Source organism: Micromonospora sp. NPDC005237 (genome assembly GCF_040607775.1).
Lineage (GTDB): Bacteria > Actinomycetota > Actinomycetes > Mycobacteriales > Micromonosporaceae > Micromonospora.
In genome coordinates, this window is record NZ_JBEXHJ010000005.1 from 450,032 (window position 1) to 463,747 (window position 13,716).

Annotated in this window: 10 protein-coding genes, 1 pseudogene and 1 riboswitch; of the genes and pseudogenes, 9 read left to right on the plus strand and 2 right to left on the minus strand. The window is 73.9% G+C overall.

Features of this window, described 5'->3' with window-relative positions; all coding sequences use genetic code 11:
• Positions 1-74: 74 nt before the first annotated feature.
• The 6 genes and pseudogenes from ABZT87_RS16940 to ABZT87_RS16965 form a co-directional block, all read left to right on the plus strand.
• A complete protein-coding gene (locus ABZT87_RS16940; protein WP_355136408.1) occupies positions 75-1,058 on the plus strand; it encodes an AAA family ATPase in 984 nt (327 codons plus the stop codon).
• Positions 1,059-1,609: 551 nt separating this feature from the next.
• Entirely contained in the window at positions 1,610-4,093 is a 2,484-nt protein-coding gene (locus tag ABZT87_RS16945; protein WP_355136410.1) for a tetratricopeptide repeat protein, read from the plus strand.
• Positions 4,094-4,175: 82 nt separating this feature from the next.
• Positions 4,176-5,444, plus strand: a complete 1,269-nt coding sequence (locus ABZT87_RS16950; RefSeq protein ID WP_355136412.1) for a cytochrome P450 — start codon at positions 4,176-4,178, stop codon at positions 5,442-5,444.
• Between the two features lie 45 nt (positions 5,445-5,489).
• Positions 5,490-6,047 carry a peptide deformylase gene (gene def, locus ABZT87_RS16955; RefSeq protein ID WP_354857793.1) on the plus strand — a complete coding sequence of 186 codons (558 nt, stop codon included), beginning with the start codon at positions 5,490-5,492 and terminating at the stop codon, positions 6,045-6,047.
• A gap of 5 nt (positions 6,048-6,052) precedes the next feature.
• Complete coding sequence (gene fmt, locus ABZT87_RS16960; protein WP_355136414.1) at positions 6,053-6,979, plus strand: methionyl-tRNA formyltransferase; 927 nt, start codon at positions 6,053-6,055, stop codon at positions 6,977-6,979.
• A gap of 59 nt (positions 6,980-7,038) precedes the next feature.
• Positions 7,039-8,412: pseudogene (locus ABZT87_RS16965) on the plus strand (transcription antitermination factor NusB); the annotation flags it as partial.
• 75 nt (positions 8,413-8,487) lie between these two features.
• Here ABZT87_RS16965 and ABZT87_RS16970 read toward each other — a convergent pair.
• Positions 8,488-9,378 carry a septum formation family protein gene (locus ABZT87_RS16970; RefSeq protein WP_355136416.1) on the minus strand — a complete coding sequence of 297 codons (891 nt, stop codon included), beginning with the start codon at positions 9,376-9,378 and terminating at the stop codon, positions 8,488-8,490.
• Between the two features lie 84 nt (positions 9,379-9,462).
• Positions 9,463-10,353 (minus strand): septum formation family protein, encoded by an 891-nt coding sequence (locus ABZT87_RS16975; protein WP_355136418.1) that lies wholly within the window; start codon positions 10,351-10,353, stop codon positions 9,463-9,465.
• 254 nt (positions 10,354-10,607) lie between these two features.
• Between ABZT87_RS16975 and rpe the strand changes: the two genes are divergently transcribed.
• From rpe to ribD, 3 genes are all read left to right on the plus strand, one after another.
• Entirely contained in the window at positions 10,608-11,288 is a 681-nt protein-coding gene (gene rpe / locus ABZT87_RS16980) for a ribulose-phosphate 3-epimerase (RefSeq protein WP_354857803.1), read from the plus strand.
• On the plus strand, positions 11,200-12,246 hold the full coding sequence (locus tag ABZT87_RS16985; protein WP_355136506.1) for a response regulator: 1,047 nt from the start codon (positions 11,200-11,202) through the stop codon (positions 12,244-12,246). Before rpe ends, ABZT87_RS16985 begins: the two co-directional genes overlap by 89 nt.
• Before the next feature lie 78 nt (positions 12,247-12,324).
• Positions 12,325-12,494, plus strand: a riboswitch (FMN riboswitch).
• Positions 12,495-12,654: 160 nt separating this feature from the next.
• Entirely contained in the window at positions 12,655-13,716 is a 1,062-nt protein-coding gene (gene ribD, locus ABZT87_RS16990) for a bifunctional diaminohydroxyphosphoribosylaminopyrimidine deaminase/5-amino-6-(5-phosphoribosylamino)uracil reductase RibD (RefSeq protein ID WP_354857808.1), read from the plus strand.

Below are 13,716 nucleotides of genomic sequence, written 5' to 3' on the forward strand. Positions count from 1 at the left end.
GGCGGGCCGGGAACGCGCCGGTCGGACGCGATGTCGATGATGTCAGGAAGCCGGTTATCAGGGGTGGACCAGTCGTGACCGTTCGACAATCGATCGTCTTCAACGGCGACCTCGGCAGCGGCAAGAGCACCGTGTCGGTGGAGATCGCCAAGCGGCTCGGCATGCGCCGGGTCAGCGTGGGCGACCTCTACCGGGAGATGGCGCAGCAGCGGCAGATGACCGCCCTGCAACTCAATCTGCACGCCGAGCTGGACCAGGCCGTCGACGGTTACGTCGATCAGCTCCAGCGCGACATCGCCGCCTCCGGCGAGCATCTGATCATGGACTCGCGGCTGGCCTGGCACTTCTTCACCGACGCGCTCAAGGTGCACATGATCACCGAGCCGGGGGAGGCGGCCCGTCGGGTGCTGGCCCGCCCGTCCGGCCCGGCGGAGAGCTACGCCTCGCTGGAGGAGGCGAAGGCCAAGCTCCGCGAGCGCAGCGAGAGCGAGCGCAGCCGGTTCATCGTCCGCTACGGGGTGGACAAGGCACGGTTGCGCAACTATGATCTGATTTGCGACACGACCCGGGCCTCCGCCGCCGAGGTGGTCGAGCACATCATCGCCGCGTACGAGGGCACGCTCGGCGCCGACGTGCTGCGCGACGGCCCGCCGCTGCTGCTGCTCGACCCGGCGCGGATCTACCCGACCGAGGACATCGCGACCCTGCGCGGGCTCTGGGACAGCGAGTTCGTCGGCGACGTGGCCGAGGCCGGCGACGAGTCCCTGGAGCCGCTGAACATCGGCTTCACCGGCGAGTACTTCTTCGTCGTCGACGGTCACCGTCGGCTCAGCGCCGCCGTCCAGAACGGTTTCTCCCTGGTCCCCGCCCAGCTGGTCGCCGAGGTCGACGAGCCGGTGGTGGGCGGGATGAGCGCCGTGGACTACTTCGCCGCGCACGTGCGCCCCGGCCTGGTCTACGACTGGGAGGCGGCCCACAAGATCCAGTTGCCGCTGCCCGAGCCGGCGCTGCTCGGCGGCGACGCCGTGCTCGCCGCGGACCGGGGCGTCGGCGCCTGAGCCCAGCGCGGAACCGGACCGGCGCGCGGGGTGCGCGCCGGCCCGGCCGTCGGGTCGACCGACGGTTCGCCGCGAGGCGTCAGCCCAGGACCACGCCCGAGGCGCCGACGCCGGCCATGCCGGAGAAGATGTCCTCGTAGTACATCCGCCAGGCACACACCCGCCCGGTGGGGACGTAGCCCGTACACGCCGTCGCGGTGTTGGTGTCGTCGATGGCGGTGTTCGTGCCGGTCGCCCAGACCTGACGGCGATGCGACGCAGCATCGTCGTGGACCGTCGAACGGTCGGGTGTGGACGGATCATCTGGTGCCCCTTCCCCAGGGTTTCGTGGCGCGGGCCGAACCCGCACCAGGGACGGTGGCACGAGACGTCGGTTCAGCACGGCGATCCTGGACGGGACTGGACACCGTCGGACACCGCCGGACGGGGCAGCGGTCCGATGTGGAACTGTCAGACATCGGCCGCCTCCTATCTAGCGGTGTGTGACCGCAACTAGCCTGCCCGTGTCGGCACCCGGGGCGGCCGGGTGACCGGTAGGGGGTGGGGGCCGCATGTCCGACCAACGGGTACCGTCCGGCGTTCGTCGAGCACCGCAGGGGCCGCCCGCGGCGTTCGACGTGGCCCGCGGCGGTGTCGAGGCGCAGACCCTGTCAGAGCTGGCCGGCCTGTTGCGCCAGCTGCGCCGCCGCGAAGCCCGGCAGCAGGGGGAGACGCGGCTGACGTACCGGCAGTTGGCGGCGAAGACCGGCTGGTCGCGTGGGATCATCGGGGAGTACTTCGCCGGCCACATCCTGCCCCCGCCGGAGCGGTTCGACGCGCTCATCCGGCTGCTCGGGGCGACCCCCACCGAGCAGGGAGTGCTGGCCACCGCGCGGGACCGGATCGAGGAGCGACGTCGACGTCCGACGCGGGACCACGCGGCCACCGGCCGGGCGGGCGCCGGGGCCGTACGGGCCCGCAGCGGCGGCACCCGGGCCGCCCCGGCCCCGACCCGCTTCCCCGTGCCCCGCCAACTGCCCCCGGCGCTGCCCGGATTCGTCGGACGTACCGCCCAGCTCGCCCAGCTCGATGTCGCCTGTGCTGGCCCGGACACCTCCGGCGACGGCGGCCGGGCGCCGGCCACCGTGGTGACGCTGTCCGGCACGGCCGGGGTGGGCAAGACGACGCTGGCGGTGTACTGGGCGCACCGGGTCGCCGACCGCTTCCCGGACGGCCAGCTCTACGTCGACCTGCGCGGATTCGACTCCACGGGAACGGTGGTGACGACCGTCGAGGCGGTACGGGGTTTCCTGGAGGCCCTTGAGGTGCCGCCCGAACGGATCCCCACCCACCTGCCCGCGCAGGTGGGGCTCTACCGCAGCCTGCTCGCCGGTCGCCGGATGCTGGTGCTGCTGGACAACGCCCGCGATGCCGATCAGGTTCGCCCGCTGCTGGTCGGCAGCCCGACCTGCCTGGTCCTGGTCACCAGCCGCAACCGGCTGGCCGGCCTGGTCGCCACCGAGGGCGCCCGGCCGGTCGGCGTCGAGCTGCTCAGCGCCGCCGAGGCCTGGCAGCTGTTGGCCCGGCGGCTCGGCGCCGACCGGTTGGCGGTCGAGCCGCAGGCAGTGGACGAGATAATCGAGCGATGTGCGCGGCTGCCGCTGGCCCTGGCGGTGCTCGCCGCGCGGAGTGCGGCGAATCCCGCCTTCTCCCTGGCCACCCTCGCCGCCGAGTTGCGCGCGGCGCCGCGCCCGCTGGACTCCTTCGACGGTGGCGACGCCGGCACCGACGTGCAGGCCGTCTTCTCCTGGTCGTACCGGAGCCTCACGCCCGCGGCGGCACGGCTGTTCCGGCTGTTCGGTTGTCACCCCGGCCCGGACATCGGGGTCGCCGCGGCGGCCAGCCTGGCGGGGCTGCCCCGGGAGCAGGTGCCCCGACTGTTGGCGGAGCTGGCCCACGCCCATCTGGTCAGCGAGCACGCCCCCGGCCGGTTCGGCGCGCACGACCTGCTCCGGGCGTACGCCGCCGAGCAGGCCGACCGACTCGAGCCGGCCGAGGCACGGCGGGCCGCGATCCGGCGCGGACTGGACCACTACCTGCACACCGCGCACGCGGCCGCGCTGCTGCTGCAGCCGGGGCGCGATCCGGTCGCACTGGCGGCGGCCCCACCGGGTGTGGCGCCCGAGGAGATCACCGACCACGCGCAGGCGCTCGACTGGTTCACCATCGAATACCCGGTGCTGCTGGCGGCGGTCGCGCACGGGAAACGTGCCGGTTTCGACGGTCACGCCTGGCAGCTCGCGTGGACGCTTGTGGACTTTCTACAACGCCGGGGGCGGTGGCCGGATCTGGCCGTCGCCCAGCGGACCGCCCTGGCCGGGGCGCGGCGGGCGGGGGACCGACTCGGGCAGGCGAACGCCCACCGCGACCTCGCCCGGGTGCTGTCCCGGCTGGGCCGGGTGGACGAGGCGGCGAGCAACTACCGGCAGGCCCTGGCGCTCTTCGGGGCGCTGGGTGACCACACCGGGCAGGCGCGTACCCACCGGGCGTTCGGCGCGATGCTCGACGGCCTCGGCCGGTACGCCGAGGCGCTGGACCACGTGCGGCGGGCTCTCGCGCTGTACCGGGACGCCGGCCATCTGGCCGGGGAGGCCAGCGCCCGCAACGCGGTGGGTTGGGCGCACGCCCAGCTCGGCCAGTACCGCCCGGCGCTCGCCCACTGCGAGCAGGCGTTGGCGCTGCTGCGCCGGACCGGCGACCGGCACGGTGAGGCGAACACCTGGGACAGCCTCGGCTTCATCCACGCGCGGCTGGGCGACCACCGGGAGGCGATCCGCTGTTACGGGCGGGCGCTGCGGCTGTACCGGCGGATCAGCGACCGCTACGACGAGGCGGACACCCTCGCCCGGCTCGTCGAGAGCCGGCGCGCGGCGGGGGACCCGGCCGGCGCGGCGCGTACCTGGCGGCGTGCCCTGGGCATCCTCGACGACCTCGGTCACCCCGACGGCGAGCGGGTCCGCGCCCTGCTGAGCCGGGCGGCAACCGCCCCGGGCTGACGCGCGTGCCGGGCGGGGAATGCCGGCTGCCGGCGGCACCGGGATGATGGAGCCTCCGACGCATCGACGGGGGAGGCCAGCCATGGATGCTGCCGAGGCGCTCACGCTGCTCATGTCGCCGCAGGGACGCGTCGATCCGTACCCGACGTACGAACGGCTGCGCTCGCACGGCCCGGTGGTGCAGGCGTTGCCCGGCATGTACGTGGTGACCGGCTACCCGGAGGTCGACGAGCTGCTGCGCGACCCTCGGCTCGGGGTGCTCGACGACGCGCTGCGGGACCAGGTCTGGCCGAACTGGCGGCAGAGCCCGGCGATCACGTCGATCGCCCGGTCCATGCTGCGTACCAACCCGCCCGATCACAGCCGTATGCGCCGACTCGCCGCCGGCGCGTTCAGCCCGCGTCGGATCGCCGGGATGCGCGACGTGGCGCGCGCCCAGGCCGAGGAACTGCTCGACGCGATGATTGCCCGCGCCTTTGACGGCGAGCCGATCGACCTGCTGGCCGACTTCGCGTACCCGCTGCCGGTCGGGGTGATCTGCGCGCTGCTCGGCGTGCCGGCGCAGGACCGGCCGCTGTTCCGCCGCTGGGCCGGCGACCTGACCGGGGTGCTGGAGCCGGAGATCACCACCGAGGAGCTGGCCGTCGCCGACGCGGGCGCCGCCGAGCTGCGCGACTACTTCGTCGAGCTGATCGTCGCCCGACGCCGGGCACCGGCCGATGATCTGACCACCGCGCTGGTCCAGGTGCACGACGCCGACGGCGCCCGGCTCGCCGGCGACGAACTGCTGGCCAACCTGGTCGTGCTGCTGGTCGCCGGCTTCGAGACCACCACCAACCTGCTCGGCAACGGCCTGGTGGTGCTGCTGCGCCACCCCGAGGCCGCCTCGGCGCTGCGCGCCGACCCCGGGCTCGCCCCGGCGTACGTCGAGGAGCTGTTGCGCTACGACTCCCCGGTGCAGCTGACCACCCGGACGAGCACCGCGCCGGTGCGCTGCGGCGGGCTCGACCTGCCGGCCGGCAGTACGGCGCTGCTGCTGCTCGGCGCGGCCAACCGCGACCCGCGCCGGTTCCCCGACCCGGGGCGCTTCGATCCGACCCGCGAGCAGGCGCACCCGCTGTCCTTCGGCGCCGGCCCGCACTACTGCCTCGGCGCCGGCCTGGCCCGGCTGGAGGCGCAGCTGGCGTTCCCGATGCTGCTGCGCCGTCTGCCCGAGCTGGCCCTGGCGGGGCAGCCTCGGCACCGGACCCGCCTGACCCTGCGCGGCTACGAGAGCCTGCCGGTGACGCTGGGCACACCGGCGGTGGCCGATCGAGGTACGCCGGCCGGGGCGCTCGGGAGCACTCCGTAGACTGGTACGGCACCGCTCGCCCGCCTGATGAAGGAGCCGTCCCGCGTGACCGTCCAGCCCATCCGTCTTTTTGGGGATCCGGTGCTGCGCACGCCGGCCGATCCGGTGGTCGACTTCGACGCCGAGCTACGGCGGCTCGTCGCCGACCTCACCGACACGATGCGTGAGCAGAACGGCGCCGGCCTGGCCGCGCCGCAGCTCGGTGTCAGCCTGCGGGTGTTCGCCTTCGACGTCGACGACGTGCTCGGGCACCTGGTCAACCCGGTGCTGGAGTTCCCCGACGAGGAGGAGCAGGACGGCCCCGAGGGCTGCCTGTCCATCCCCGGGCTCTACTTCGACACCAAGCGCCGGCAGAACGTCATCGCCAAGGGCTTCAGCTCGTTCGGCGACCCGATGCAGATCGTCGGCACCGGCCTGATGGCGCGCTGCGTGCAGCACGAGACCGACCACCTCGACGGGGTGCTCTTCCTGGACCGACTGGACCCGGAGGGGCGCAAGGAAGCCATGAAGGCGATCCGCCAGGCCGAGTGGTACGACGCGGCGGCCCCGCCCACGGTCAAGCTCAGCCCGCACATCAGCGACCCCTTCGGTCTGGGTCGGTGACCCGGATGCGTGTGATCTTCGCCGGTACGCCGGCGGTGGCCGTGCCCGCCCTGGCCGCCGTCGCGGCCTCCCGGCACGAGCTGGTCGCCGTGGTCACCCGGCCCGACGCGCCCGCCGGGCGGGGTCGTGGCCTGTCCCGCTCCCCGGTCGGCGCGTGGGCCGACGAGCACGGCGTCGAGGTGCTGACGCCGGCCCGCCCCCGCGACCCGGAGTTCCTCGACCGGCTCCGCGAGCTGTCCCCGGACTGCGTGCCGGTGGTCGCCTACGGCGCGCTGGTTCCGCCGGCCGCCCTGGAGATCCCCCGGTACGGCTGGATCAACCTGCACTTCTCGCTGCTGCCCGCCTGGCGGGGCGCCGCGCCCGTGCAGCATGCCGTGCTGCACGGCGACGAGCTGACCGGGGCCAGCGTCTTCCAACTGGAGCAGGGCCTGGACACCGGCCCCGTCTTCGGCACCCTGACCGACGAGATCCGCCCCGGCGACACCTCCGGCGACCTGCTGGAGCGGCTCGCCGACTCCGGCGCCGGGCTGCTGGTGGCGGTGCTCGACGCGATCGCCGACGGCACCGCGCGGGCCGAGCCGCAGCCCGCCGACGGGGTGTCGCTGGCGCCGAAGCTGACCGTGGAGGACGCCCGGGTGCGCTGGGGTGACCCGGCCTTCGCGGTGGACCGGCGGATCCGCGCCTGCACGCCGGCCCCGGGCCCGTGGACGACCTTCCGGGACGAGCGGGTGAAGCTCGGCCCGGTCGCACCGGTGGCCGACGGCCCGGACCTGAAACCGGGGGAGTTGCTGGTGGAGAAGAACCGGGTGCTGGCCGGCACGGCCACCGTGCCGGTGCGCCTCGGCGAGGTCCGCGCCGCGGGCAAGCGCGCCATGGCGGCCACCGACTGGGCGCGCGGCGTCCGCGTCAGCGCCGGCGAGGGTCTCGCGTGACGGCCCCGGAGGGGACGCGTCCGTTCCGAGGCGGTTCGTCCGCCGGCCGCGGCGGCGACCGCCGGCCGACCCGGCCGCCACTGGACCGGCCACGACGCGTGGCGTACGAGGCGGTGGCCGCCGTGCACCGCGACGACGCCTTCGCCAACCTGGTGCTGCCCACCATCCTGCGCGAGGAGGGGCTGTACGGCCGCGACGCCGCGTTCGCCACCGAGCTGACCTACGGCACCCTGCGCCACCTCGGCACGCTCGACGCGATCCTCAGCGACGCGTCCGGGCGGGACGTGGCCCGCATCGACCCGCCGGCGCGCGACGCGCTGAGGATCGGGGCGTACCAGCTGCTGCACACCCGGGTGCCCCCGCACGCCGCCGTGTCGTCGACCGTGGACCTGGTCCGCTCGGTCGCGCCGGGCGCCGCCGGGTTCGCCAACGCGGTGCTGCGCGAGGTGTCCACCCGCGACATCGACGGGTGGGTGGCCAAGCTCGCCCCGCCGATCGAGACCGACCCGGTCGGGCACCTGGCGCTGGCGTACAGCCACCCGCAGTGGATCGTGCGGGCCTTCTCCGAGGCGCTCGACGGCGACCTGGGCGAGACCGCCCGGCTCCTGATCGAGGACAATGAGCGTCCCCCGGTGCACCTGTGCGCCCGTCCCGGCCTGATCGACCCGATCGAGCTGGCCGACCAGGTCGGCGGCGCGCCCGGCGCCTTCTCGCCGTACGCCGTCTACCTTCCCGGCGGCGCCCCGGGCGACGTGCCGGCGGTGGTCGACGGTCGCGCCCACGTCCAGGACGAGGGCTCCCAACTCGTGGCCGCCGCGCTCGCCGACGCGCCGCTCGACGGCCCGGACGGGCGCTGGCTGGACCTGTGCGCCGGTCCGGGCGGCAAGGCCGGCCTGCTCGGCGCGTTGGCCGCGCAGCGCGGCGCCCACCTGACCGCCGTGGAGGTGGCCGAGCACCGGGCTCGGCTGGTGTCCCAGGCGACCCGAGGTCTGCCGGTGACCGTGGTGGCCACCGACGGTCGTGAGGTCGGCGCGGACCCGAAGCTGCCGGAGGGCCACTTCGACCGGGTGCTGGTGGACGCCCCGTGCACCGGGCTGGGCTCGCTGCGTCGCCGGCCCGAGTCGCGCTGGCGCCGCCAGCCCTCCGACCTGCCGCCGTTGACCCGCCTGCAGCGGGAGTTGCTGGGCGCGGCGCTGCGGGCGGTCCGACCGGGCGGGCTGGTCGCCTACGTCACCTGCTCGCCGCACACCGTGGAGACGCACGTGACGGTCACCGAGGCGGCTCGCCGCAGCGGCGTGTCGGTGGACTTCGTCGACGCCCGACCGCTGCTGCCGGCCGGCATGCCCGGCCTGGGCGACGGCCCCACCGTGCAGCTCTGGCCGCACCGCCACGGCACCGACGCGATGTTCCTCGCCGTCCTGCGCAAGGGCTGACAGCCGTCCTGCGTGAGGGCTGAACGCGACACCGCACCCGGCCGAGCCGGCCGGGTGCGGTCGTGCCGGCCGGGGTCAGGTGACCGGGAGGCCCTTGGTGCCGGCGTTCTTCAGCGAGCGGGTCAGGTCCCGGTCGCTGATCCAGAGGAAGCACTGCACGCCGCGGTTGCCGTTGCGCCACTCCTGCTCGTACGGCTGGTAGTAGATCGTTCCGGCGCGGAAGTCGAGCTGCGAGTTGTCGGGCACCTTGGCGTACTTGGCCGTCACCGACTGGCACGCCCGGTGGGTGCGCTTGGTGGTGCGGTTGAACTCCGCGTAGCTGATGTCCGGGGCCTGCCAGATCCCGACGAACTCGGCGTGGTGCTTGGCGGTGCAGGACACCGCCACCATCTCCTCGATCTTGTCCTTGTCCAGCTTGGGGTTGAAGCAGCGGTACGCCAGCGGCGACGCGCCGGTCAGGGCACCCCGCAGGCTGCCGGTGCGCAGGTCGACTGCGGTGTCGTCGATGCTGGCGATCTCGGTGACGTCACAGCGGTACCAGCGGGCCCCGCCGGCCCAGGCGGCCGGCGAGGGCAGCACGACGGCGAGCCCGAGGCGCCCGGAGCGCCAGTCGGCGCCGACGGCCTTGTTGACCTCCGTCTCGCAGCCGGCCTGCGCGGCCCGCATGCCCACCGAGCCGGGCGGCGGAGGTGTGCCGCGTTCGGTGCCGGGGCCGGTGAGCGTGCCGACGTGCAGGGTCTCCACCCGGTGCGACTCGGCGCATTCCATGGGGTTGTAGCCGCTGAGGAAGCCGACCTGCTGGGAGGAGTGGTGGCAGACGCCGGCGGCGGGGACGAACTGCTGCGCCACCACGGGCGCCGGCCAGTCGTCGATGAGGTCACGGTCGACTCCGGCGGGTGCGCCACAGCCGGTGAGCGCCAGGGCCACCACCGCGCCCCCGGCAATCGCCGTCAACCACCGTCGCATCGTCGACCTCCCGCCGCTGGTGACCTCCGGATGGCCCCCAGCCGGCCGGTAGCGCCACGGCGCAGCAGCATACGGCACCGCGACTCAGATCGCGGGCAGTCCCTCGGGGCCGGCGCCGCGCATCGAACGGGTGAGTTTGCGGTCGTCGCTCCACAGGAAACAGCGCACTCCACGGTCGCCCTCCTCCCATTCCCGCTGCGACGGTGGGTAGTAGATGGACCCGGCCCGGTACGGCAGGTCGCTGTTGTTCGGCACGGCCGCGTACGTGGCGATCAACGCCATGCAGCGCCCGTGCGCCTGCTCGCCCGCGCGGGTGAACTCGGCCCAGCTCATGTCCCGTTCCTCGTAGACGCCGACGAACTCGGCGCGGTGCGGCTCGGTGCAGAGCACCGGGGCCATGTAGTTGAGGTTGTCGCCGATCAGCTTGGGGTCGAAGCAGCCGTGGGTCAGCGGGGTGTCGCCGATCAACGCGCCGCGCAGGCTGCCGACGCGGTTCACCGGCCGGGTGTTGTCGATGCTGTCGGTCTCGCTGAGGTCGCAGCGGAACCAGCGTGCGCCGCCGGTCCAGGCTGGGCCGCTGGGCAGCGAGAGCGTCAGGGTGAGCCGGGCCGTGTGCCAGTCGCCGCCGAGCACCTCCCGGGCCCGCTGGTCGCACTCCGAGCGGGCCGCGCGCAGCGCGGTCGAGCCCGGGCCCGGCCGGGTGCCGGCCTGCGCGGCCGTACCGGTGAACGTGCCGACGTGGATCGCCTCGGCGAGGTGGCTGCGGGCGCAGTCGACAGTCTCGTACGTGCTGGCCTGCACGACGGAGGTGATCCGGGGCAGGCAGGTGTCGGTGGCGGGGGTGAACGGTCTTGGAACCCGCAGTGCCGGCCAGTCGTCGGTGAGGTCACCGTCCGCGCCTCGTGCCGGACCGCAGCCGGCCAGCAGCATCGTCGTGATGCCGACCAGCGCCAGCGCTGGAAGCCACCGTCGCATCGTCCGCCCTCCCGGGAGCTGGCGACCGGTCACCGCGCCCCGCGGCGCGACCCCGGCGGGCGTGCAGCCTACGGCACCGTCCCGGTTGGAGTGTCGTCGCGTTTGGGTCGATCGGCCAGCCACTGATGTCTGTTCGTCCGGAATCGATGGCCCGGACCGGCTTATTCTGCACTACTGGTCACTGCTGGATCACAGCGTGTCGGAGTTGGTGCCGTGCTGCGGGCGGCGGGTGGCCGCGTTCGTACACTGGCCCCGTGACCGTACCGCCGCCGATCGTCGCGCCGAGCATCCTGGCCGCCGATTTCGCCCGCCTCGCCGAAGAGGTCCGTGCCGTCGAGGACGCCGCGGACTGGTTGCACGTGGACGTGATGGACAACCATTTCGTGCCCAATCTGACCATCGGGCTGCCCGTGGTGCAGAGCCTGCGAGCCGCCACCACGATGCCGTTCGACGTGCACCTGATGATCTCCGACCCGCGTAGGTGGGCCCCCGGCTACGCCGACGCCGGGGCGTACAACGTCACGTTCCACGCCGAGGCGGCCGACGACCCGGTGGCGCTCGCCAAGGACCTGCGCTCGGCCGGCGCGAAGGCCGGGCTGGCCATCGACCGGGACACCCCGATCGAGCCGTACCTGGAGCTGCTGCCCAGCTTCGACACCCTGCTGATCATGACGATCAAGGCGGGCTTCGGCGGGCAGCGGTTCATCCCGCAGCTGCTGGACAAGGTCCGCGCCGCCCGCCGGCACGTCGACGCCGGCCACCTGGAGCTGCGCATCGAGGTGGACGGCGGGATCGCCGCCGACACCATCGAGCAGGCGTCCGCCGCCGGCGCCGACGCGTTCGTGGCTGGCACCGCCGTCTACGGCGCCGCCGACCCGGCCGAGGCGGTCCGGCGACTGCGGGCCCTGGCGGAGCGCGCGGCGCCCGGGGCCTGAGGTGGAGCCGGAGGCCGACCGCAAGGACATCATCCTCGTCGTCGACGACGACGCGGACATCGCTCGGTTCGTCGAGTTCAACCTGCGGTTGCACGGCTTCGAGGTGATCCACGCCAGTGACGGCCAGGAGGCCCTGGAGGTCATCGAGCGGCAACGGCCGGACCTGGCCGTGGTCGACCTCATGATGCCCCGCATCGACGGGCTGGAGCTGACCCGACGGCTGCGCGCCGACCCGATGACCTCCGCCATTCCGGTGATCATGTTGACGGCCAAGGGGATGACCGTCGACAAGGTCCACGGGCTCAGCGCCGGCGCGGACGACTACCTGGTCAAGCCGTTCGACACCGCCGAGCTGGTGGCCCGGGTCTCCTCGACGTTGCGCCGCAACAAGGAGTTCCGGGAGGTCTCCCCGCTGACCGGGCTGCCCGGCAACAGCCGGATCCGGCGGGAGATCAGCGACCGGGTCCGGCACGGGGTGGACTACGCGGTCGGCTACATCGACATCGACCGGTTCAAGAGCGTCAACGACCGGTACGGCTTCGTGCGTGGCGACGACTTCATCTCCGCGCTGGCCCGCAGCCTGCACCGGGCGGTGGTGGCGGTGGGTCTGCCGCCGGCGTTCCTCGGTCACGTCGGCGGCGACGACTTCGTGATCGTCTGCGCGCCGGACCAGGTCCGCCCGCTGACCTCCCGGGCGGTGGTCGACTTCGAGAAGTCCGCCGACACGCTCTACGACGCCACCGACCGTGAGCGCGGCTTCGTCGAGCTGAAGGACCGGCGCGGCAACATCCGCCGGGCCGCCCTGGTCACGCTGTCCATCGGCGTCTCCCTCTCCGACGCCGGCAAGCGGTTCACCGACCCCCTGGAGGCGATCGCGGTGGCCTCGGAGATGAAGACGGTCGCCAAGAGCCAGCCGGGGTCGTACGTGGCGGTGGACCGGCGGCGCGGCGTCACCTGACGCGTGATCCCGCTGTGAACTAGCTCGCCTGGATAAGGACACACCGCGTTCGGCGTGTAAGACTGCGGAGTACCCACCACGCGCTGGCGGGACTCGGTGAAATTCCGAACCGGCGGTGATCCACGGTCCAACCGTGGTCAGCCCGCGACCCGGACGGCTTGCCGCCCGGTGGACCTGGTGAAAATCCGGGGCCGACGGTTGGGGGCGGTTCGTCCGCGCCCAGACAGTCCGGATGGGAGACAGCGCGCGGGACGGACGGGTCCGAGCCGGCCGCTGGCGTCAGCGTGCCGTGCCGCCCATCCGGGTCGGCTGTGCCGTACCCGGACTCCGCCGCCGCCTGCCCGCGGTCCATGCCGCCTCCCTGACCGCCCGCGCGCGGACCGGCGAGTGAGAGGGCAGAACAGGGCGATGGCCAGCGTCTCCGTCGATGAGGCGATGCGGCGTGCGATCGAGCTGGCGGCTCGCGGGCTGGGCACCACCAGCCCCAACCCGGTGGTCGGGTGCGTGCTGCTCGACGCCGACGGCGAGGTCGTGGGGGAGGGCTTCCACGCCTACGCCGGCGGGCCGCACGCCGAGATCGTCGCGCTGGCCCAGGCCGGCCCGCGCGCCGAGGGCGGCACCGCGGTCGTCACTCTGGAACCCTGCGACCACACCGGCCGCACCGGCCCCTGCAGCACCGCGCTCGTCCAGGCCGGGGTGGCCCGCGTGGTCATCGCCGTGCCCGATCCGAACCCGGTGGCCTCCGGCGGCGCCGCCACGTTGCGCGCCGCCGGGGTCCAGGTGGATCTGGGGGTACGCGGCGACGAGGCCGAGGCCGGCAACGTCGCGTGGTTGACCTCGATGCGCCGGGGCTGGCCGTACGTCATCTGGAAGTACGCCGCCACCGTCGACGGCCGGTCCGCCGCCGCGGACGGCACCAGCATGTGGATCACCTCGGAGGCCGCCCGGATCGACGTGCACGCGCTGCGCGGCACGGTCGACGCGGTCGTCGCCGGGGTGGGCACCGTGCTCGCCGACGACCCCCGGTTGACCGCCCGCAACCTGCGCGACGGCAGCCTGGCCATCCGGCAGCCGCTGCGGGTGGTGGTGGACAGCTCGGGGCGTACCCCCTTCGACGCCCGGGTCCGCGACGGCGCCGCGCGGACGTGGATCGCGACCGCGGCCGAGGTGGGCGCGGGCCCGGACGGCCGGGTCGACCTGTCGGCGCTGCTCGCGGCGCTGCACCAGCGCGGGGTCCGCGCGGTGCTGCTGGAGGGCGGCCCCCGGCTGGCCGGCGCGTTCCTGGCCGCCGGCCTGGTCGACAAGATCGTCGGGTACGTCGCGCCCCGGCTGCTCGGCGCCGGCCCCACCGCCCTGGTCGACGCGGGAGTGACGACCATCGCTGAGGCCATCGATCTGGAGTTCGTCGACGTTACGCAGGTCGGTCCGGATCTCCGGATCACCGCTTTGCCCCGCAAAAGGGAGGGCTGA